The sequence below is a fragment of the Sulfitobacter mediterraneus genome (assembly GCF_016801775.1).
GTDB lineage: Bacteria > Pseudomonadota > Alphaproteobacteria > Rhodobacterales > Rhodobacteraceae > Sulfitobacter > Sulfitobacter mediterraneus_A.
Genome location: NZ_CP069004.1, coordinates 2,746,241 through 2,767,051 on the forward strand (window position 1 = coordinate 2,746,241; position 20,811 = coordinate 2,767,051).

Below are 20,811 nucleotides of genomic sequence, written 5' to 3' on the forward strand. Positions count from 1 at the left end.
GTCAAAGATTGTACCGCTTGCTGATGCGGTCGACATACATGCCGTTGCCCAGCAATACATTGGGGTGGCGTGCATAGTCTTCGAAACCGCGGCTTTGGTAATACGCAAGACCGCCGCTGTTGTCGGCACGGATGGTCGCATTGATCCATTCATAATTCAGCGCAACAGCCGCTTTGCGGGTCGCTTCAAACAGTTTTGACCCGATGCCAAGCCCGGTTTGCCCGACCTGAACGAAGGTCGCGATGTCGCAGGCCGCTGCGGGCAGTTTCGCCTTGGGTTCAATCGACTGAAAACCAAGTAACGCGCCCTTGGCGTTTTCTGCCACATGCCAAACGGATTGATCGGGGGCTTGGGCAAACCAGCCGAGCAAAGTGTCGCGCGTCACTTCGTTGGTAAAGGCCGTGGTGCCCCCTTCGCGGATGATCTCGTTCAGCAAATCCGCCATTGGACGTGCGTCCAGCCGCGCCGCAACACGCACATTTATCAAGTCATCTCTCTCAACAACTGTGCATGGCGTGCGGTAAATTCTGTACGTACTTCAAGGGGGGGTCTCAGGATGATCCGTAGATCCGCGATCAGCGCCGCGTCGGGGCGCCCGAAAAACTTGCTGGCCTCTGCTTCGGAAAAACCCGCAATCTGGGTTGCTTCCATCCAGGCACTGATTTTATCGGCGCGTTTGATTTGTTTTTTGGCGCTGGCCGGAATCGCAGCAGGCAAGCCAAACCGCAGATGAATTGCCGCCGTCAATCGGTCATCCAATGCGCCGTAGCCGGGCCCAACCGCTGCCTTAACCGGAGAAATCATATCGCCGATCACATATTCTGGCGCATCATGCAAAAGCGCGGCAAGCCGCCATTTGGCTGGCGCCTTGGGGTTGATCCGGCCAAAGATCGTTTCGACCAAAAGCGAATGTTCCGCGACGGAGTAGGCATAATCGCCCATGGTCTGACCGTTCCAGCGGGCCACAAAGGCCAGCCCATGCGCAATGTCTTCAATCTCGATATCCACCGGGGTCGGGTCCAGCAGATCAAGCCTGCGACCGGACAGCATCCGCTGCCATGCACGGGGTTGTTGCGCCATGAACCGGGCCTCATCTCATCTGCAATTGGAACCATTTGTTGGCTTCATCTGTTATTCCCACGAAGGAGAGAGCCATGAAACCCGTTTTTTCGATATCCGCTGTTTTGATTGCAATTGGACTGTCCGCCCCCGTCGCGGCGGCCGATACCGTCTGCATGCCATCGGGAGAGATGAAAGCCTCTCTGATCGATTGGTACGGCGAAAGGCCTGTCTCAGAACCAAGCGAAAACCGGGAGCAATTGTGGGTTTCCGAGCAAACCGGCACATGGACGTTGATTAAAACGCTGGCGGACGGGAATGCCTGCGTTCTGGCCCAGGGCGAAGATTGGATGGCCGGCGCAAATCAGGATGAACTGATTGCTGCGCTTGACTAAGCCCCGCTGCCGCCCATTTGAAACGAACAATCATTGAGACCGCTGCCTAAAAATGATAGGCGGCGGTCAAATTTGTTATGAGGTGCCACATGGCCGAAGATTATATCGTCAAAGACATCACCCTTGCCGCCTATGGGCGTAAGGAACTGGATATCGCAGAAACCGAAATGCCCGGCCTGATGGCGCTGCGCGATGAATACGGGGAAAGCAAACCTCTGAAGGGGTCGCGCATCGTTGGATCGTTGCACATGACCATCCAGACCGCTGTTTTGATTGAAACGCTTGTGGCGCTGGGCGCCGATGTGCGCTGGGCCTCCTGCAATATCTTCTCCACGCAGGACCATGCCGCGGCTGCCATTGCTGAATCTGGCGTGCCAGTTTTTGCGATAAAGGGTCAAACACTTGTAGAGCATTGGGATTATCTGGACCGTTCCTTCCTGTTCCCCGATGGACCGAACCTGATTTTGGATGATGGCGGCGATGCGACGTTGTACATCTTGTTGGGGGCACGTGTGGAGAATGGCGAAGACGATCTGATCGCCATCCCGAAATCCGAAGAAGAAGAAGCGATCTTTGCCCAGATCAAGAAACGCATGGCGGCCAGCCCCGGTTGGTTCACCAAAATGCGTGATCAGATTGTTGGCGTGTCCGAAGAAACCACAACAGGTGTTCACCGCCTGTATGAACTGGTCCGCGACGGGCAATTGCCCTTCCCGGCGATCAACGTGAACGATTCTGTGACCAAGTCGAAGTTCGACAACAAATATGGCTGTAAGGAATCTCTGGTCGACGGTATCCGCCGCGCCACTGACACGATGATGGCGGGCAAAGTCGCAGTCGTTATGGGCTACGGCGACGTTGGTAAAGGCTCAGCCGCCTCGCTGCGCGGCGCAGGCGCCCGTGTCAAAGTCACCGAAGTTGATCCAATCTGTGCGTTGCAAGCGGCAATGGACGGCTTTGAAGTTGTCCTGCTCGAAGATGTCGTCGGTTCGGCAGATATCTTCATCACCACCACCGGCAACAAAGACGTGATCCGCATCGAGCACATGCGCGAAATGAAGGACATGGCGATTGTCGGCAACATTGGCCACTTCGACAACGAAATTCAGGTTGCCGCACTGAAAAACCACAAATGGACCAACATCAAGGAACAGGTGGACATGATCGAGATGCCAAACGGCAACCGGTTGATCCTTCTGTCCGAAGGGCGTTTGCTGAACCTTGGCAACGCCACGGGCCACCCGTCCTTTGTCATGTCTGCCTCTTTTACCAATCAGGTGTTGGCGCAGATCGAGCTGTGGACCAAGGGCGACAACTACAAGAACGACGTTTACATCCTGCCCAAGCATCTGGACGAAAAGGTCGCACGCCTTCATCTTGACCGGATCGGCGTGAAGCTGAGCAAGCTGGATCCGGAGCAAGCTGCCTACATCGGCGTCAGCCCGGATGGCCCGTTCAAGCCAGAGCACTACCGCTACTGATCAAACGCAACAGAATGTGACAAAGGCCGGGGTCGACAATTGCCCCGGCCTTTCTATGTCTGATGGGTGATTGTAATTTGGGGTTAAGCCTGTGCGGTTTGTGTCAGCAGTATTTTCGATCTGCATTCTGCTTTCTGCGCTGGCCTTGTTCTTGATCGCCCATCCACAATCACCGCTTCCGCCACAATGGAACCCCCTCAAACCGCTATCTGTGACCGACCCCATCACGCCCATGACGTCTTGGAAGCTGAGGCAGGCTCTATCCGCTGACAGCCTCTGCCATGCGGCGCTGGGCACCGGGGCCGCGTTTCAGGATCTCCCTGATTTTGAACAGAGTGCACAGTGCCACATCAAACCGCAGGTGCGCCTGACCTCCGTGGGTGGTGCCAGGATACGCCCTCTCTACACTCGCTGCCAAACAGCTCTGCGTTTGGCAATGTGGCATCAGCATTCCATCGCGCCAAAGGCACAGGACATTCTGAACCAGCCTGTGCGCGAGATCCTTCATCTATCAAGCTACAACTGCCGTGAAATCCGCACGGCCAGCGGCCCAACCGGGCGGATGAGCACCCATGCAACGGCTGACGCGGTGGACATTCAGGGCTTTGTCATGGCGGAGGGTCAAAGGATCCTGTTGCAGGATCATTGGCAGGACGGTGGTGAACGGGGCGGATTTCTGCGGGCGGTGCGGGATGGCGCATGCGATTGGTTTCGCCTGACGCTTGGCCCGGATTACAACGCCCTGCATTCAGATCACTTCCATTTGCAGCACACCGGTTGGGGCCTTTGCCGATAAAGACGAGGGCGATCAGCCGCGAAGCACCGGCGCATATGCGACGACAACGCCAGAAATTTCCCCTTTGTCGGTTTGGGATTACGGATTAGTCTCTGCCCGAGATCAGGCATTCTGATCAGTCAATTCAATTTAAGGTGGGAGAATTCTGTATGGGCAAGCGTGACGAATGGATCGCAAAATATGCGGACGATCTGAAGAACAAATGTGGCATGACGCCAGACATGGACCTGCTGACCAAGGTGACAATCGGTTGCGGTCCGTCGATCTATAACGCGGATGCACAAACCGTTGCGGCCAGTCAGGAAAGTGAGCTGGAGTTGGTCAAAAACAACTTTCTCATCAAAAAACTGGGCATGTCCGACAGCCCTGAATTGATGGCGGGTATCAACAAGGCGATCGAAACATATGGCAAATCCGAGCGGAACAAATACCGCGCCGTGATCTATTACATGCTGACCAAGCATTTTGGCAAAGAGGCCGTTTACGGCTAAGCCGGTCCCGATCTTTCATTCTGACGCCCGCTTTTGGTTAAGCGGGCGTTCTTTTTTCGATCTGTGTTTGAAACATCATTTTCTTGGCCCGACGCCGCGCAAATGCTATGAAACTCAAAGGCCAGTAAGGCCAGAACAGATTTCGATACGTGTGCGGGGTTATGGGAGCGCACGGGGTGAGAAGGGTTCTGGCATCTGTGCCGGAACCCTTTTTCCGTTTCAGAACAGCATCAGCACCAAACCAATGACCGCGCAGCCGAACGTGGCATAGCCGCTGTCGATCAAGGTCAGGCGAAACGGGCGGCCGGCATAGCCATTGTTGATCATGATCCATGGGCTGATGAAAAACAGGCCGATGCCCAGGCCGGACAGCAACCCCTTGCCCATTGTATCAATTCCCGAGAGGGAAAACGTATGTCGCATCATCCCCGCCACAAGGACCATGGCGATCCCGGCAAGGATAAAGGGCGTCTTGGAGTATCCCTCAGGCTTGCCATCCGCACCAAGCTTGAGACCCACGGCATCCATCCAGGGCTTTGAAAGCACGCTGTACCAGACCGCCCCAAAGGCAAACCCCGCTGCCGCGGCAATAATCACTGCTAGAAAATCCATTTCGTCCCTCCAGTTTTAGGCATTCTACGCAGCCAAGGCGGAAAATTGCCAGATAATTGGAGAAGTCTGCGATATCGGAGGGTGGCCTGTATTTGCTCTGACCATTGTCCCCAGTGATGACAGACCAATGGTCAGGGAGATTGAAATGACCGAAAGGGCGCTGCCATGTTTTCCATAGTTCAAGGCTCGGTTTTCCCCAAATCACAGATCACCTGCCATTCTTTTTCGGTCACGGGCTGCACAGACAAGCGGGAGTTTTTGACCAACACCATCTCTGCAAGTCGCGGATCCGTTTTGATTTGATCCAACGTCACAGGCACCTCAAAGGCGCGGATGGCCTTGATATCCACGCATTCCCAACGGTCATCGTCGGTCGTGCTGTCGGGGTGGGATTCGGCGCAAACCTCGACGATCCCGACCACTGATTTTTCCTTCATCGAATGATAAAAGAACCCCCGGTCGCCGAGTTTCATTTCGCGCATGAAGTTGCGGGCCTGATAGTTACGCACGCCATCCCATTCTTCGCCCGCCGCGCCCTTGGCCACCTGATCATCCCAGCCCCATGTGTTGGGTTCCGATTTGAAAAGCCAATACGCCATCAGCCGATCACCCTGTTCCAATGGGTCAGGGTCACGGACTGGAACAAACCGGCCTTGGCATATGGGTCATTCTCTGCCCAGCTTTGGGCGGCCGCCAAATCTGGCACATCCAGAATGATCAAAGATCCGATCATCCCACCATCTGCATCCAAAAGCGGACCGGCCTGCGCAACCAGATCAGTTGATTTGAGGTAGTCCAAATGCGCTGGCCGGTTTTCCTTGCGGATCTCCAGGGCGCCAGGTTTGTCATGGGCCATCAGGGCAACAAGCATATCATTCTTCCTTAAGTGGTCGGGCCAAAAGTGATTTCATCGCATCCGGTACATCTTGTCTGCCATCCAGCACGGCTGCAACGGCGGCGGTGATTGGCATTTCCAGATCGGCGGACCGGCTCAATTCATTAACAGCGCGGGCCGTTGCGGCGCCTTCAACTGTGGTTGTGGGGTCAAAAGTTTCACCGCATCCCAACGCAAGTCCAAGCCGGTAATTTCGCGATTGATCAGAGGTACAGGTCAGAGTCAGATCACCAAATCCGGACAAGCCGGACAGCGTGCTTGGTTTGGCGTTCAAATGACGGGCAAGCCGCTGCATTTCCGCATAGCCGCGGGTCATCAACGCGGCGCGCGCACTTTCACCCAATCCCGCACCCATCGCGGCCCCGCAGGCAATCGCGATGACGTTCTTCAAAGCCCCACCCAGCTCCGCTCCAATGGTGTCAGTGGTGCGGTAAAGGCGTATGTTTGCCGTTGTTAGGGTCTGTTGCAGATACTTGCCCGCTTTGTCATCGGCGCAAGCAAGGGTGAGTGCGGTCGGCAGGCCACGTGCGATATCGGCGGCAAAGCTAGGGCCGGTCAGGATGGCTGCAATTGCATCTGGCACCTCCTGACGGATCACAGAAACCGGCCCTACACCCGTGGTCAGTTCAATACCTTTGCAGCAAGCCAACAGGTGTTTTCCTGACAGAATATTGGCGTTCGCAGACAGCATTTGGCGCAGTTTTTGCATCGGAACAGCCAGCAGAATGATGTCTGCGCGCTCGATGTCATTCAAGTTGTCAGTGAGTGTCAGGTTCTCGGGGAAAGGACAGCCCGGCAATCGTGCCGTGTTTTCGCGCCGTGCCGCCATATCACGCAGATCTCTTGCCCAAAGGGTGACTGGGCCTGATCCAGCCAGCGATATTGCCAAAGCTGTGCCAAAAGCTCCGGCACCTAGGACCGCAATGCTCATGCTTTAGCTCCCTTCTTTCCCGATCCAAGCATGGACGGGGCGGTTTGGTCCAACGGCCAGCGGGGCCGTGCAGAAAGGGTCAGATCATCCGCGGGCCGCTGTTGTGCCTGTTCGGCAGCGGCATAGGCGATCATCGCGGCATTGTCGGTGCAAAGGGCAAGCGGCGGCGCAATAAAGTTGGCCTTGTATTGATCTGAAACAGTCTCTAACGCCTCGCGTATGGCGGAATTTGACGCAACGCCGCCCGCGACACATAGACTGCGATCAACACCGTCTGGATAATGATCAAAGGCACGGCGCGTCTTTTCTGCGAGTACATCCACAACAGCAGCCTGAAATCCGGCGGCGAGGTCAGATTGATCCTGTTTGGTCAAACCGCCTTGCGCGGACACCAATGCATCCCTTTGCCGCAACACAGCGGTTTTGAGCCCGGAAAACGACATATCGCTGCCCGGACGATCAAGAAGGGGGCGGGGAAAGGCAAAACGCTTTGGATCACCGGCCATTGCCGCCTGTTCGATGGACGGTCCGCCGGGTTGGGGCAGGGCGATCAAACGCGCAACCTTGTCAAAAGCTTCCCCCGGCGCATCGTCGATTGTACCGCCAATACGTTTGTAGCAGTCAGGGCCAGAAACCATCAAGAACTGGCAATGGCCCCCCGAAACCAAAAGCATCAGGTAGGGGTAAGGCACATTGTCTGTCATCCGCGGAGTCAGCGCATGGCCGGCGAGGTGGTTCACACCATAAAGCGGCTTGCCCGTCGCTGCGGACAATCCCTTGGCGCACATAACGCCAGAAACAACCCCGCCAATCAGCCCCGGACCAGAGGTCACCCCAATGGCATCAATGCCGGATAGGTCCAACTTTGCTTTTATTAGAGCCTGTTCAACACAAAAATCCAGCTTTTCCGCATGGGCGCGGGCCGCGATCTCTGGTACCACGCCGCCAAAGGCCGCATGCAGTTCCGTTTGTCCGGCCACGACCGATGACAGAACTTCTGCACCCTTGTCGCTGACACGCACCAATGCCGCTGCGGTGTCATCGCAGCTGCTTTCAATGCCGAGAATGGTCATGGTCTTTGTCATGGCGCTATCCGTTGCATGGGGCGTCCCTCGCAGGTAACACCGCAGAGAGGGGCAAACAATGCCGAGACATTCAATGACCAAGCCGATTTTGTTGATCACACGGCCCAAGCGAAGCGCGGAAAAGTTCCTCGCACGGCTTGATCCCACGCTTTTGACCAAGGTGGATGTTGTGCTTTCGCCTTTGTTAGAGATTGTTCCGACCCAAGCCGCGGTGGACCTAGATGTTTCTGCCGCAGTCATATTCACCTCTGCCAATGCGGTTCAATTTGGCCCGCCGGGGCAGGGGCGCACGGCCTATTGCGTGGGCGAGCAGACCGCAGAGGCCGCAACTGCCCAAGGCTGGCGCGTTGCTTTCGCCGCGCGGGACGCGGATGATCTGGTTGCACGGCTGAGTGTTGATGCGCCCAGCGGTCCGTTGACCCATCTGGCCGGAAAACACCGCAGGGGCGAGATCGCGGCGCGTTTGGCGCAAATCGGGATCGAGACAGAAGTGATTGAAGTCTATGATCAGGCGCTTGTGCCGTTGACCGCTGACGCCCAAGCGGCGCTCTGCAGTGAAACAAGGGTTTTGCTGCCGCTTTTCTCCCCGAGAACCGCGGGGCATTTTGCCGCAGAGTTCCGTTCGGTGCAGAACCTCCAAATCGTCGCAATCAGCGCAGCGGTAGTTGACGCGTTGGGCGAAAAGGCGCCTGTGGATGTGATCATTGCAAAGGCACCAACAGGCAAAGATATGGTGCAATGTATTGAAAAACAGCTGCGCACCTACAGCTTAGCTTGAAGGCAGGTTTGATTGCCGGATACAATCGGGTGGTTAAACTGATCTGTCGGTCAGAATCGGAAAGGTTGCAGAGTGGCTAAAGCGAAGAGACCCGTTACAGGAAACTCCTCCACATCAGCGAAAGCCGGTTCAGGAGGCAGGGAAACCGCATCCCGCGCACCCAAAGTATCAAAGCCGGTCCGGGCGAAGCCCAAGACCTCAAGCGCCAAACCAAAGGCTGCTGCATCCAAGGCAACAACGGCCAAAGCGACGGCTGCAAAAACGGTTTCCGAGACAACAGCAGACAAAGCTACGGTAAAGGAAAAAACCGTTGCGGCAGCAGAACAGAAAAAACCGGAAGCCGCAAAATCGCCGGAAGCACCAAAACATACCGAAGCCGCAAAACCAGCGGACGCAAGCAAGCCGTCCACGTCAACAGCCAAGCCAGGGGAATCTGCACCGAAGTCATCCGAGACCAGCGGGGCAAAGCTAACCACTCCGCCTCCTGCAAGCCCTGACAAGCCCTTGCCGCCTACACCGGCACCTCAAGACCGCCAGAGCATTTTTCTGCCGCTGGTTCTGGGTGGCGCTGTAGCCTTTGGTGCAGGATTTTTGGTCTCGCAGCTTGACCTGTTCAATTTGCGCGGCGATACCTCCGCAGTGACAGCGCAACTGGCCGCCCAAGCGAACCGGATCGCAGCGCTGGAAAATGCTGAACCTGCAGCAGCGCCTGTTGCGAATACTGATGAAATAAACGCGCAGATCTCGGCAATCGAAGGCCAGCTTGCCGGTTTGCAAGATCGCCTGACCGCGGTTGAGAAACAACCCACCGACGAGGGCGCGTCGAACACCGCGATAGCCGCCTATGAGCGGGATCTGGCGGCCCTGCAAGCGTCGGTCGAGGCACAGAAAGCCGAGATCGAAGCATTGCTCAACAACGCCAAATCCGTAGAAGAGGCGACCGCCGATGCGGCGCGGCAGGCGACACTGCAAAATGCGCTGGCGCAGGTGACCGCGGCGATCAACTCCGGTGCGCCTTTTGATGGACCACTGGCACAGCTCAAGGCTGGCGGATTGGCAGATGTGCCTGAAGCCCTTGATACGCTGTCTCAATCTGGTGTGGTGACGCTGGTCAATTTGCAAACACGCTTCCCCGATGCGGCCCGCGCAGCATTGACAGATGCCCGCGCGGCAGGTGCTCAGGACGGCGAAGACGGTTTTGGCGGGTTCTTGCGCCGCCAATTGGGTGCCCGGTCTGTGGCGCCGCGCGAAGGCAGTGACCCCGACGCGGTGCTATCACGGGCCGAAGACGCGGTGCGCAACGGACGGCTTGGCGACGCGCTGAGTGAGCTTGAGACTCTGCCCGATCCATCCAAGGCGGCGATGCAAGATTGGTTAACCGACGCCCGCGCCCGCTATGATGCAAAACAGGCGATCCAAACCCTGTCCCAACGCCTGACGGCAAACTGAGGTACATGAATTTATGCTGTGGTCATTGATCAAGATTATCCTGTTTGTCGCGGCGGTTGCGGTACTGGCATGGGGCGCTGGCTTCCTTTTGGAAAGCGAAGGCGGCGTTCAGGTGACGGTGCTGGGTACTGAGTATAGCTTTGGACCGCTGCAATCGGTTATTGCCGTGGGGCTCTTGATCATTGCAGTTTGGCTGCTGATCAAAGTCGTATCGCTTTTGGTCGCGACCTGGCATTTCCTGAACGGCGACGAGACCGCGCTGTCGCGGTACTTTGACCGCAACCGGGAGCGTAAAGGTTATGACGCATTGGCCGAAGGGCTGATGGCGCTGGCCAGTGGTGAGGGCCGTGTGGCGATGGCCAAGGCTGCGAAAGCCGACAAGTATCTCGACAAACCCGCGCTGACCAACTTGTTGACGGCGCAGGCGGCGGAATTGGCCGGTGATCGGCGTAAAGCGGAGGAGACCTATCGCAAGCTGGTTGAGGACGAATCCACCCGGTTTGTCGGTGTCCGCGGCATCATGAAACAAAAACTGGCTGATGGTGATACGGAAACAGCATTGAAGCTGGCGGAGAAAGCCTTTGCGCTGAAGCCCAAGCACGAGGAAACCGGTGATGTTCTTTTGAAGCTGCAGGCGGAAAAAGAAGACTGGTCCGGTGCACGGCAGACCCTCAGCGCCAAGTTGAAGAACGGACAATTGCCGCGTGACGTACACAAGCGGCGCGATGCGGTTCTGGCCTTGTCAGAGGCCAAGGATGTCATTGCAGAGGGCAAGAGCATCGAGGCGCGGGAGGCGGCCATTGTGGCCAATAAGATGTCGCCCGATCTGGTGCCTGCTGCCGTGATGGCGGCGCATGGATATGTGGAACAGGGCAAGCCGCGCTATGCAACCCGCGTTCTGACCAAAGCCTGGAGCGTTCATCCCCATCCCGATCTTGCCGCTGCCTTTGCCGCGATTGAGCCGGACGAAAAGCCTGAAGCACGGATCAAGCGGTTTAACGCATTGGTCAAATCCCAGCCGGATCATCCCGAAACCAAGATGTTGCTCAGCGAATTGCACATTGCGAACGAAGATTTCCCTCAGGCGCGGCGTGCCTTGGGTGATTTGGTGGAAAGCGATCCAACCGCACGTTCCGTGACCCTGATGGCGGCGATTGAGCGCGGCGAAGGCGCATCTGACACTATCGTCAAGGGCTGGCTGGCGCGAGCACTGACCGTGTCACGCGGTCCGCAGTGGATTTGCGAAAACTGCCACCATATCCATTCCGGATGGCATCCGATTTGCGAAAACTGCAAGAGCTTTGACACCCTTGAATGGAAAACCCCGCCAATGTCCGAGGTCGCGATGCCGGGGGGTGTTCAGATGCTGCCGTTGATTGTTGGTGCGATTGAAGACAACTCGGGCGCAGATGGCCCCGGCCCTGTCAAAGACACCGATGCGATTGAGGATGCCGAATTGGTGGATGATACGGCAGAAGGTGACGCAAAGACGTCTTAACCGGGAGCCTTATTTCCCCTTCCAGACCGGGTCACGTTTCTCCGCAAAGGCGCGGGCGCCTTCCATTTGATCCTCAGAGGCGTAAAGCCGGTCAACCGTTGGCAATTGCCGTTTGGTGATCCGGTTCATGGTATCCTGAAACTTGCTGTCTTCGGCGTCGCGCACGATTTCCTTGATGGCGGCGTAGACCAGCGGCGGACCGGAGGCAAGCAGGCGTGCCAGCTTCCATGCACGGTCCAGCAGTTGATCGCCGGGCACAATCTCGTTGATCAGACCCCACGTCTTGGCCTCGGTCACGTCAAACCAGCGCCCGGTCAAAAGCAGTTCCATCGCGATGTGATAGGGGATGCGTTTGGGCAATTTCACACTGGCGGCGTCAGCCACGGTGCCGGACCTGATCTCGGGCAGGGCAAAAGTGGCGTGATCGGCGGCAAGGATCATATCGGCGCTCAGCGCCAGTTCCAGCCCGCCCCCGCAGGCAATGCCGTTTACGGCGGCGATGATCGGTTTGTTCATGTCGCGCATTTCCTGAATGCCGCCAAATCCGCCAACGCCATAGTCGCCATCCACCGCGTCACCATCAGCAGCCGCTTTGAGATCCCATCCGGGGCAAAAGAATTTTTCCCCGCCGCCTGTGATGATTGCCACCCGCAGGTCTGGATCATCGCGGAAACCGGCAAAGACCTCACCCATCAGGCGCGAGGTTTGCAGGTCAATCGCATTGGCCTTGGGCCGGTCGAGCGTCACTTGCAAAATTGCGCCTTCGCGGTGGGTCTTGACGGGACTGTCGGTCATTGGATGGCCTTTCAATTGGATTATGCGTCGCGCCGCAGCAGCGCATCGGCGGCAATGGCATCGTGCTGCGTGCAAATCAATGGGTTGATCTCAATCTCTTGCAAGCCCGCCGTGTGGGCAAGGGCATAGTCTTGCACAGCCATCACTGCCCGCAATATCGCGGCGCGGTCGCAAGGTGGTTTGCCACGATAACCGTTCAGCAATGGTGCGATTTTCAAGCGGTCCAATGCGGCGTCAATTTCGTCCGGTCGGGCAGGCAAGAGCAAAGACACGGAATCGTTCAGGATCTCGGTCAAGACGCCACCTGCTGCGATGGTCAGGAGGTAGCCATGCGCCGGGTCGCGGACAATGCCGACCAACAGCTCGGCCAGAGCGCCTGTGATCATCTCTTCGATCAAAAATTCAGTCGCGGGCATATCATTGGCAGCGGCCAGTGTTGCGGCTTCATCATGCAGGTTGAGACAAACCGCGCCGGCTTCGGTCTTATGGGCAATACCTTCGCCCTTGAGCACTTGGGGAAAGCCGACAATGCGGGCGGCTTGGGACAGGTCATTCAGACCAGAGGCGCGCGCAGAGCGGGGAACGCGCAGGCCAAATGCGGCCAGGGCACCCTTGGCGTGGGCCTCGGAAACCAGTCGGGGGTTTGCGCAGGGTTCGGGGCACAAAACGGGGTCCGCGGCAGTGAATGGCATGACACTGGCGGCACAAGCAGCAAGTGCTTCGGTCAATCCGGAAAACGGCACAACACCTGCCGCCAGCAATTGTGTTGCCACAGCTTCGGGCATCAGCTCGGGCAGGGTTGCGGCCATGCCATATTGGCCTCCGGTTTCTTGCTGCGCGGCGATACAGGCCGCGATCACGCAATCCCAGTCTTTGGGGTCGCAGCGATCTGCACGCGGGAAATCGACAATCAGGATGGTGATGGCGATTCCGGGGTCGGACATCGCAGCAAAACAGCGGGTCATCGCGGGCACGTCACGCCAGATATAAGTGTGGTAATCCAGCGGATTGGCCAACGCCACGCGAGGGCCAAGGGCCGCTCGCAGGTCTGATTTCTGACGTGGATTGAGCGGTGGAAAGTCTATGGCCATAGGAACGGCGGTATCGGCGGCAAGGCTGGCCTCGCCGCCCGAACAACTGATCGTCGCAATGGTGCCTTGCGGCAATGGGCCGGCAACATGCAGCAGCTTCAGAGTTTCAAGAAAAGTTGGCAAATCCGGTACGCGGGCAATGCCCAACCTGCGCAGAAGGGCGGCGGCGCCTGCGTCTTCTCCCGCCAGAGATGCGGTGTGGGAAACCGTGGCGGCACGCGCTTGATCGGAGCGGCCCACCTTTATCGCGACAATCGGTTTGCCCAGTGCCCGTGCCCGTGCCGAGAGGGCTTCAAACCCGCGCAGATCACCAAACCCTTCGATATGAAGGCCAAGCGCCCTAACGCGCGGATCATCCAGCAGCGACAGACCGATATCTGCGATACCGCATTGCGCCTGATTGCCCGCTGTGACGACGTAGGCAAGTGGCAGACCGCGGGCTTGCATAGTCAGATTGATGGCGATGTTTGAGCTTTGGGTGATCACGGCGACGCCGCCGTCACAGCGTTGGCCGCCATGCTGATCCGGCCAAAGCAACGCGCCGTCGAGATAATTCACAAAGCCATAACAATTTGGCCCAAGGATCGGCATTTCGCCAGCCGCCTGCAGCAATGACGCCTGCAAATCTGCACCCTCTGCATCCTCAGCCTGCGCCTCAAGAAAGCCGGAAGCAAAGCACACCGCGCCACCAGCACCCATCTGTGACAACTGGCCAACAAGGGCAACCGTCGCGTCACGGTTCACGCCGACAAAGCAGGCGTCAGGTGGTTCGGGCAGGGCGTCCAGGTTTGGAAACGCGGGCAGGCCGCCGACAGTCTCCGCCTTTGGGTGAACCGGCCAAATACCGCCCGCAAACCCCATCTTTTGGCATTGCTCCACCACCGCACGGCACCATGCACCGCCGCCGATCACCGTGATGTTGCGTGGCCTGAGAAGCCGATCCAGATTGCGGGTCATCAAGCCCCCAAGGGGCGCAACAAGTCGCGCGAAATGATGTGGCGCTGGATCTCTGATGTGCCATCCCAAATGCGTTCAACCCGTGCATCCCGCCAGAACCGTTCGATCGGGAAATCATCCATCAGCCCCATGCCGCCAAAGATCTGCAAGGTGGTATCCGTGACCCGCGCCAAGGCCTCGGAGGCGTAAACCTTGGCTGATGCGATTTCGCGATTGGCCGGAAGCCCTTTATCGAGCCGCCAAGCCGCTGACAGTGTCAGCCAATCTGCGGCGTCAATCTCGGTGATCATATCCGCGATTTGAAAACTCACGCCCTGAAACTTGCCGATCTGTTGGCCGAACTGCTTGCGTTCCGCCGCATAGTTCAGCGCGTAGTCAAAACAGCGCCGCGCCCGCCCAACGGAAAAGGCCGCAACGGTCAGCCGCGTGGCATAAAGCCATTCGTTCATGACTGCGAAACCACCATCGACCTCGCCCAGAACCTGCGCGTCGGGCAGGCGGCAATTGTCGAAATAGAGGATACAGTTCTTGTATCCTTTGTGGCTGACCGAATTGTACCCGTCGCGCACCTCGAACCCCGGCGTTCCGCGATCCACGAGGAAGGTGGTGATCCGTTTTTTCGGGCCTTTGGGGGTTTCATCCACACCTGTGGCGATAAAAACGATGAAGAAATCCGCATGTTCCGCACCCGAGATGAAGTGCTTGGACCCGTTTACGACCCAGTCACCGCCATCGCGCACGGCGGTACATTTCATCCCCCGCACATCCGAACCCGCATCGGGCTCGGTCATGGCAAGTGCATCCATCCGTTCGCCGCGCACCGCAGGCAGCAGATAGCGTTCCTTTTGATCGTCATTACAGGCCATCAGAATGTTCTGGGGGCGCCCAAAGAAATGCGTGAGGGCCATTGAACCACGACCCAACTCGCGCTCGACAAGGGTGAAATCCACATGGCTCAGCCCCGCGCCGCCGACCTCTTCGGGGAAGTTGCAGGCGTAAAATCCAAGGTCGATGACTTTCTGTTTGATCGCCTCGCCCAGCTCATGCGGCACCTGGCCTGTGCGCTCTACCTCGGCCTCATGGGGATAGATCTCTTTTTCCACGAAACTGCGGACGGTTGAGACGATCATTTCTTGTTCTTCTGTCAGGCCGAAATCCATGGTGGTCCCCCAATGCGTTTTGAATAGCTTAGGGGGATTGCAGGCATCCGATGTGCAGAGTTAGTAAAGATTATGCAGGATTCGAACAAATCAAATCCAGAACCGACGCATATCGGACTATTGTTGTTCGACGGGTTTTCAAACCACTGCGTTGCAAATCTGATTGAACCCTTGCGGGCCGCAAATACGCTGGGCGGGCGCGCGCTTTACACTTGGCGCTATGTGACCACGGATGGCGCTGGTGTAGAGAGTTCAAGCGGGCTGCGCATCCTTCCAGAAGTGGCCCTGAGCGATATGCGCGGCGATGTGTTGATGGTTGCTCCGTCTTACGGCTTTCGTGCTCTTTGCCGGCCCGATGTCATCAGAAGCCTGCGGGCCGCGGCAGGCAGATTTGACCAGGTTGCGGGCCTTGATACCGGATCGTGGTTGCTGGCCGAGGCCGGGCTTCTGGACGGGTATCGCGCCACGATTCACCCCGAAGAGATCACAGCCCTGGCAGAGCAATTCCCAAAGGTGTCCGTTGAACAGGACCGTTATGTGATTGACGGAAAACGCATCACCTGTTCGGGCGCGATGGCGGCCTTTGATCTGTCCTTGCATATGGTTCTGCGTGATGGCGGTGCCAAGCTGGCCCTTGAGGTGGAGCAGTTGTTCGTGACCCGCGATGCCACGACGACGCCTGCAGAGCCGGTTCTGGGGCGCAGTAAACTGGTTCGCGCCGCGATTGCTTTCATGAACCAGCATCTGGAAACTCCGGTTTCGATTTCACGGATCTCAAGCCGGCTTTCTTGTACCCAGCGCCGTCTAGAAGCTGCGTTCAAAGACGAAACAGGCATTACGCCGCAGCATGTTTACCGGCGGCAACGTCTGGTACTGGCGCGGCGTTTGGCGCAAACGACCCGTTTGCCTATGGCCGAAATTGCCGTGCGGTCCGGCTATCAGGATGCCAGCGCAATGGCGCGAGCGTTCCGGTCTGAATTTGGCTTAACCCCAAGCGAGGCACGCCAGATTGCACAGAGATAGAGTTTTTGCGCGTCTGTCTTTACCCGATCTTTACACTTTAGAGTTCACATAAACTCAAATTCACTCTACCTTAGGCAGAGTTGACGAAAGGTCTGGGAAGATCGGAGGTACGTCTATGGTTCGATCTGTCCGGGTTCAGGCCAGCCAAACCGCATTTGGGTTAAAGGGCAGAAATGCCACTGAATTTGTTGGCTCCGCTGCGCCTGATGGCACCGCCGGACTGACCGCGAGCTGTCTGCATTTGTATCACAAGGTGCTGCCTGAAAGCTTGATCGAAGTGGGGTCACGGCCCAGTCAAACAGGGGCGATGTTGCGCAATATTGCCCGAACCTATGGGGCGGACGCGCAGTTTGTGACGATTACACCTGATCTGACCGAGGCAAAGCGTTGCATCATGGGCCAAACCCTCCTCAAGGGCGATTTGATGTCTCTGGAGGAGGCGCTCAATTCGGTTGATGTGATCGATCTGCCCCGACCCTGGATCATGTCAACGAACCAGGCCTGTGGGTACCAAAGAATGATGACCACTCTCCATTTCGCGCTCCGACATTTGCAAACGGGTGACTTTCTTGTTCTCGAAGACCAGGATGTCGGTGGCGGACAAGGGTTGCAAAACAAGGATCGTAATGCAGGGGATGCATTGCATGACTTCCTAGACGCAAATCCCGGTGTTCTGGCCAAGGATGGCCTTGATGGCGGGCAGCTTGGGCCGCGGTCTGGCCACGACACAATTTACAATCTGCGGCGGCTGTAAGTGATCATGATGCCGTGTCCCGAATTTCCAGAAGAGATCCGTCTGATCATTTGGGATCTGGATGAGACATTCTGGAACGGCACGTTGACTGAGGGAGGCATCGCGTACCGACAGGATTGTCACGATCTGGTACTTGCCCTGAACAGGCGCGGCGTGATGAACGCGATTTGTTCAAAGAATGATCACGCAAACATTGAGAGGCTTCTAAAGGCCAAGGATATCTGGGACCAGTTTATCTTTCCCAGTATTGACTGGACGGCCAAGGGCCCGCGCATCGCGGCGATGTTGGACCAAATTGGATTGCGCCCGCAATCGGTTTTGTTCATTGACGACAACCCGATGAACCTCGCCCAAGCGGCAGAGGCGGCGCCGGGTTTGAATACTGCCGGACCGGAGGTGATTTGCCATCTAAAGGACGCACCGCAACTTGCCGGAAAAGATGATCCCGACCTTTCAAGACTGAGGCAATACAAGATTAAAGAAGCAAAAAACCACGCCAAAGAGATCACGGATGACAGCACTCTGGATTTCCTGCGGAAGAGCGACGTGCAGGTGCTTTTTGACTACGACGTTACGGCGCATCTGGATCGTGCGATTGAGCTGATCAATCGCACAAACCAGCTTAACTTTACAAAGAACCGATTGCCGGAAAACATTGAGGATGCCCGCGCGAAGCTTGGCGCGGCGTTGTCTCACAACACCAGCGACGCTGCGTTGATCCGGGTGCGGGACCGGTTTGGTGATTACGGCTATGTCGGGTTCTACCTCACGCGCCGTATCCAGAATACGCGCCGACTTGAACATTTCTGTTTTTCCTGCCGAACGCTGAATATGTTTATCGAACACTACGTTTACGATGTGCTGAACAATCCAGAGCTTCCGGTGCGTGGTGAGGTTCTTTCCGACTTGCAAAACGATCCGATAAAGGTGGATTGGATCACGCCGCTGACGCTGCTGCCAGAAAAGGAAAAACCGGCCCAAACGGTACAGAATTTGGGGCCGATATTCGCACGGGGTGGCTGTGATCTGGCCAGCTTGATGCATTATTTGACACTGCATAGCTCACAGATCACTGAAGAGTTTAACGCGCCGCGCAATGGTCAGATGTTGCGCCGCGATCATACTGCATTCTTGATGCCCGCACTGGGCGGCGGCCTTTCGGCAGCCGAGATGGAGGCAGCCCAAAGTCTGGGATATCAAGCTCAGGATTTTGAAACGGATCTGCTGTCGATATGCAGGCCCGGCTCACTTTGTTTCTTGAGCTTCTGGGCCGATGCGGACATTCCGGTTTATCGTCACAAAGACACCGGGTTGCAGGTGCCATATTGGCTGGTTGGCGCTCAGAATCATGATTTGATCGCCCGCGCCGATCTACGTGCCGCTGTGGCCAAGACAGATGTACAGCGTGAGCGACTGAATATTCTCAGCCGGGATTTTGAGCATCTTGGCCTTCTTGGCCCTGGTCAGATGGTACAGCGTTACACGCAGATATTGGATGTCATTCCACCGCAGGTGCAGATCGTCCTGATGCTGGCCAACGAACGTGGTTCATTGTTTTTTCTCAACCGGGACAAACCTCGACACAAGCATCATCAAATATTGAACACGGCCCTGCGGCAGGTGGCGGCGCAGCGCCCGAATGTAATGCTGCTCAACCCCGAAAACCACATTCACGATGCGCAAGATTTATTGGACCTGAACCATTTTCGCCGCGATGTGTATCATCGGATTTATCTCGAGCTGCTGGAGGGGCTGCGTCTGCCCAAGGCGGCATGATGAATGCATCAAGCGAAGAAAATGCGGGCAAATTGTTTTCCAACCTGTTTCTGAGCATTGGTGCAATGAAAGCCGGGACGACCTGGTTGTATGCCGTGCTGTCGCGGCATCCCGCTCTCCATTTTGCAATGGAAAAGGAAATTCACTATTTCTATCACCGCTATGTTGATCAGACCCAACTGAACGAAACCCGGCGCCTGACCGAAGCCCGAAACCGGTATTTGCCGCGGTTTGACCCAAACTCCGCAAACATTGATGCGGTGCGTCATAATTTGCATTGGATCGCCAATTATCTCAGCCGCCCGGTTGACGATTTCTGGTATCGAAATCTCTTTCAAATGCGAGACAAAGAAATCTACGCCTGTGATTTCTCCAACTTGCATGCGCTGCTTCCGGCGGCGGCTTGGCCCCGTGTCGCGGGTCATGCGGATCGGTTGAGGGTTCTTTATACGATGCGGGATCCCCTCAAACGGCTGTGGAGCCATACGAAGTTTCATCTGCAAATCACAGGCCAGATTGAAAACCTATCATCTTGGAGCGCAGAGCAATTTGAGGGGTTCGTTCGGCAACCACATATTTGGAAGAATGCTGAATACGGTGAGGTGCTGCGCAATCTGCGTGACGGTCTTCCCCGACAAAGCCGCAAAGTGATCTTCTATGAGGATCTCCACAATGATCAGCGTGCTGTGCTCCGCCAAATCGAGACCTTTCTTGGGATTGAATCGTTTCACTATCCACAGACCCTTCTGGATCGGCGATTTACCGAGAGTGTAAAACATCCAATGCCGGGGTTCTTTGCGGATTTGTTTGCAAGTGATGCGACACGGATTTGCAGGGAAGTGGAGCAAGAGGGTTTTGAAATACCCGAAAGCTGGTCGATCAGGGTCAGGAGCCATTAATCCTGTGTTTTTGACGCTCTTCGGATTTGGCGAATTCTCCCAGTGAGCTTCGTTGCATCTGTATGAAATTCAACAAGAGTTCCTGCGCAACTGCGCCACGTCACAGACAAAACCTGTCAAACCAGCGACACAGGTTTAAAGGGCCCTCAACCTAATCGTTCCGCTGATCGACACACAGGAGTTCTTGCGCATACCGCAACAGGTTTAGATCATCCGCATTGGCGTCTTCCAACTGCTGCAGCAAGGCCCGGTCCATATGCGACTCCGGTGTCTTGGCGGAGGTATTGGCATGGACATGTTGCCAGGCAAAATCAGGGAACACCCCCCTGATGCGGCATTGTAGTGCCGCCAAGGTCTGGTCAAATGCCTCAACCAGACCAAGCACACCTGTCTCATTGATCAAAGCAGCGCCTTTTTTTGCTCTTTGGTATTCCGCCTCTGGTCCGGGGCAGAACATTGCCAACCGCCAGGCTTGAAAGCTTTTGCATTGGCGGTCTTGGGGGTTTGACAGCCTTTTCGAAACATATCCGGCCAAATCGTTGACCTTGGCCAACTTGGCGCCGAAGGTGTCCGCCTGTTGACTTCTTTCAAACCTGTAGGCCGATCTGATCCGTGACAAAGGATCTCTGAGCAGCAGGATCGGGACAATTTCGATATCGGGCAAACTGGGCAGCGGTCCCGTCACTGTATGGGATGAGAATGCCACGGCCTTCGGTGAGGACAGAATCCAATTTTCGACCTGACCGGTGTTGCCGCCCTTTCCCATGTCGAATTCGCGGGTGACCCAGCGATCTGCAAAATTCTGCTTGAGGATGTGATCAAGCGATGTGCCTGCATTCTTGAACAGGTGGCAGTGCAAGATCACCGTGCGTGAGGGGTGGCTCAT

General features: G+C 56.5%; 23 protein-coding genes. 11 read left to right on the plus strand and 12 right to left on the minus strand.

What is annotated here, in order from left to right; genetic code table 11:
* Position 1: 1 nt before the first annotated feature.
* Entirely contained in the window at positions 2-487 is a 486-nt protein-coding gene (locus JNX03_RS13595) for a GNAT family N-acetyltransferase (RefSeq protein ID WP_231024187.1), read from the minus strand.
* Positions 484-1,080 (minus strand): HD domain-containing protein, encoded by a 597-nt coding sequence (locus tag JNX03_RS13600; RefSeq protein ID WP_203209560.1) that lies wholly within the window; start codon positions 1,078-1,080, stop codon positions 484-486. The genes JNX03_RS13595 and JNX03_RS13600 overlap by 4 nt, the downstream gene beginning before the upstream one ends.
* 74 nt (positions 1,081-1,154) lie before the next feature.
* Here JNX03_RS13600 and JNX03_RS13605 point away from each other — a divergent pair, with 74 nt between their 5' ends.
* The 4 genes from JNX03_RS13605 to JNX03_RS13620 all read left to right on the plus strand — a co-directional run bounded on the left by JNX03_RS13605 (position 1,155) and on the right by JNX03_RS13620 (position 4,222).
* Positions 1,155-1,454 carry an S-adenosyl-L-homocysteine hydrolase gene (locus JNX03_RS13605; RefSeq protein WP_203209561.1) on the plus strand — a complete coding sequence of 100 codons (300 nt, stop codon included), beginning with the start codon at positions 1,155-1,157 and terminating at the stop codon, positions 1,452-1,454.
* An 89-nt stretch (positions 1,455-1,543) separates the two neighbouring features.
* A complete protein-coding gene (gene ahcY, locus JNX03_RS13610) occupies positions 1,544-2,935 on the plus strand; it encodes an adenosylhomocysteinase (protein ID WP_203209562.1) in 1,392 nt (463 codons plus the stop codon).
* A 211-nt stretch (positions 2,936-3,146) separates the two neighbouring features.
* Entirely contained in the window at positions 3,147-3,731 is a 585-nt protein-coding gene (locus tag JNX03_RS13615; RefSeq protein ID WP_203209563.1) for an extensin family protein, read from the plus strand.
* A 149-nt stretch (positions 3,732-3,880) separates the two neighbouring features.
* The gene (locus JNX03_RS13620; RefSeq protein WP_203209564.1) at positions 3,881-4,222 is read left to right on the plus strand and encodes a DUF2853 family protein; all 342 of its coding nucleotides are present in this window, start codon (positions 3,881-3,883) and stop codon (positions 4,220-4,222) included.
* Between the two features lie 219 nt (positions 4,223-4,441).
* Here the strand turns inward: JNX03_RS13620 and JNX03_RS13625 are convergent, their stop codons facing one another.
* The 5 genes from JNX03_RS13625 to tsaD form a co-directional block, all read right to left on the minus strand.
* Positions 4,442-4,834, minus strand: a complete 393-nt coding sequence (locus JNX03_RS13625) for a DUF1761 domain-containing protein (protein ID WP_203209565.1) — start codon at positions 4,832-4,834, stop codon at positions 4,442-4,444.
* Positions 4,835-5,013: 179 nt separating this feature from the next.
* Entirely contained in the window at positions 5,014-5,433 is a 420-nt protein-coding gene (locus tag JNX03_RS13630; RefSeq protein ID WP_203209566.1) for an EVE domain-containing protein, read from the minus strand.
* Entirely contained in the window at positions 5,433-5,705 is a 273-nt protein-coding gene (locus tag JNX03_RS13635; protein ID WP_203209567.1) for a YciI family protein, read from the minus strand. Before JNX03_RS13635 ends, JNX03_RS13630 begins: the two co-directional genes overlap by 1 nt.
* 1 nt (position 5,706) lies before the next feature.
* Positions 5,707-6,660 (minus strand): NAD(P)H-dependent glycerol-3-phosphate dehydrogenase, encoded by a 954-nt coding sequence (locus JNX03_RS13640; RefSeq protein ID WP_203209568.1) that lies wholly within the window; start codon positions 6,658-6,660, stop codon positions 5,707-5,709.
* Positions 6,657-7,745, minus strand: a complete 1,089-nt coding sequence (gene tsaD / locus JNX03_RS13645) for a tRNA (adenosine(37)-N6)-threonylcarbamoyltransferase complex transferase subunit TsaD (RefSeq protein ID WP_203209569.1) — start codon at positions 7,743-7,745, stop codon at positions 6,657-6,659. Before tsaD ends, JNX03_RS13640 begins: the two co-directional genes overlap by 4 nt.
* Positions 7,746-7,818: 73 nt before the next feature.
* Between tsaD and JNX03_RS13650 the strand changes: the two genes are divergently transcribed.
* Positions 7,819-8,523 (plus strand): uroporphyrinogen-III synthase, encoded by a 705-nt coding sequence (locus tag JNX03_RS13650; protein ID WP_203240739.1) that lies wholly within the window; start codon positions 7,819-7,821, stop codon positions 8,521-8,523.
* A 50-nt stretch (positions 8,524-8,573) separates the two neighbouring features.
* On the opposite strand, the gene JNX03_RS13655 is transcribed toward JNX03_RS13650, so the two are convergent.
* Positions 8,574-9,023: a hypothetical protein gene (locus JNX03_RS13655; protein ID WP_203246359.1), complete on the minus strand. Its 450-nt coding sequence runs from the start codon at positions 9,021-9,023 to the stop codon at positions 8,574-8,576.
* Positions 9,024-9,027: 4 nt separating this feature from the next.
* Here JNX03_RS13655 and JNX03_RS13660 point away from each other — a divergent pair, with 4 nt between their 5' ends.
* Positions 9,028-9,972, plus strand: coding sequence for a COG4223 family protein (locus JNX03_RS13660; RefSeq protein ID WP_231024186.1), 945 nt, complete (start codon positions 9,028-9,030; stop codon positions 9,970-9,972).
* 13 nt (positions 9,973-9,985) lie between these two features.
* Entirely contained in the window at positions 9,986-11,470 is a 1,485-nt protein-coding gene (locus JNX03_RS13665) for a heme biosynthesis protein HemY (protein WP_203209572.1), read from the plus strand.
* Between the two features lie 9 nt (positions 11,471-11,479).
* Here the strand turns inward: JNX03_RS13665 and JNX03_RS13670 are convergent, their stop codons facing one another.
* The 3 genes from JNX03_RS13670 to JNX03_RS13680 are packed head-to-tail and all read right to left on the minus strand — an operon-like array spanning position 11,480 to position 15,473.
* The gene (locus JNX03_RS13670) at positions 11,480-12,265 is read right to left on the minus strand and encodes a carnitinyl-CoA dehydratase (protein ID WP_203209573.1); all 786 of its coding nucleotides are present in this window, start codon (positions 12,263-12,265) and stop codon (positions 11,480-11,482) included.
* 20 nt (positions 12,266-12,285) lie between these two features.
* Positions 12,286-14,313: an acetate--CoA ligase family protein gene (locus tag JNX03_RS13675; protein WP_203209574.1), complete on the minus strand. Its 2,028-nt coding sequence runs from the start codon at positions 14,311-14,313 to the stop codon at positions 12,286-12,288.
* Positions 14,313-15,473, minus strand: coding sequence for an acyl-CoA dehydrogenase family protein (locus tag JNX03_RS13680; RefSeq protein WP_203209575.1), 1,161 nt, complete (start codon positions 15,471-15,473; stop codon positions 14,313-14,315). The genes JNX03_RS13675 and JNX03_RS13680 overlap by 1 nt, the downstream gene beginning before the upstream one ends.
* Before the next feature lie 72 nt (positions 15,474-15,545).
* On the opposite strand from JNX03_RS13680, the gene JNX03_RS13685 reads away from it, so the two are divergent.
* From JNX03_RS13685 to JNX03_RS13700, 4 genes are all read left to right on the plus strand, one after another.
* Positions 15,546-16,496, plus strand: coding sequence for a GlxA family transcriptional regulator (locus tag JNX03_RS13685; protein WP_203209576.1), 951 nt, complete (start codon positions 15,546-15,548; stop codon positions 16,494-16,496).
* A 115-nt stretch (positions 16,497-16,611) separates the two neighbouring features.
* Positions 16,612-17,250, plus strand: a complete 639-nt coding sequence (locus tag JNX03_RS13690; RefSeq protein WP_203209577.1) for a hypothetical protein — start codon at positions 16,612-16,614, stop codon at positions 17,248-17,250.
* Between the two features lie 6 nt (positions 17,251-17,256).
* Positions 17,257-19,026 (plus strand): HAD-IIIC family phosphatase, encoded by a 1,770-nt coding sequence (locus tag JNX03_RS13695; RefSeq protein WP_203209578.1) that lies wholly within the window; start codon positions 17,257-17,259, stop codon positions 19,024-19,026.
* Between the two features lie 65 nt (positions 19,027-19,091).
* Positions 19,092-19,925: a sulfotransferase gene (locus JNX03_RS13700; RefSeq protein WP_231024232.1), complete on the plus strand. Its 834-nt coding sequence runs from the start codon at positions 19,092-19,094 to the stop codon at positions 19,923-19,925.
* A gap of 151 nt (positions 19,926-20,076) precedes the next feature.
* Here the strand turns inward: JNX03_RS13700 and JNX03_RS13705 are convergent, their stop codons facing one another.
* Positions 20,077-20,811: a sulfotransferase family 2 domain-containing protein gene (locus tag JNX03_RS13705; RefSeq protein ID WP_203209580.1), complete on the minus strand. Its 735-nt coding sequence runs from the start codon at positions 20,809-20,811 to the stop codon at positions 20,077-20,079.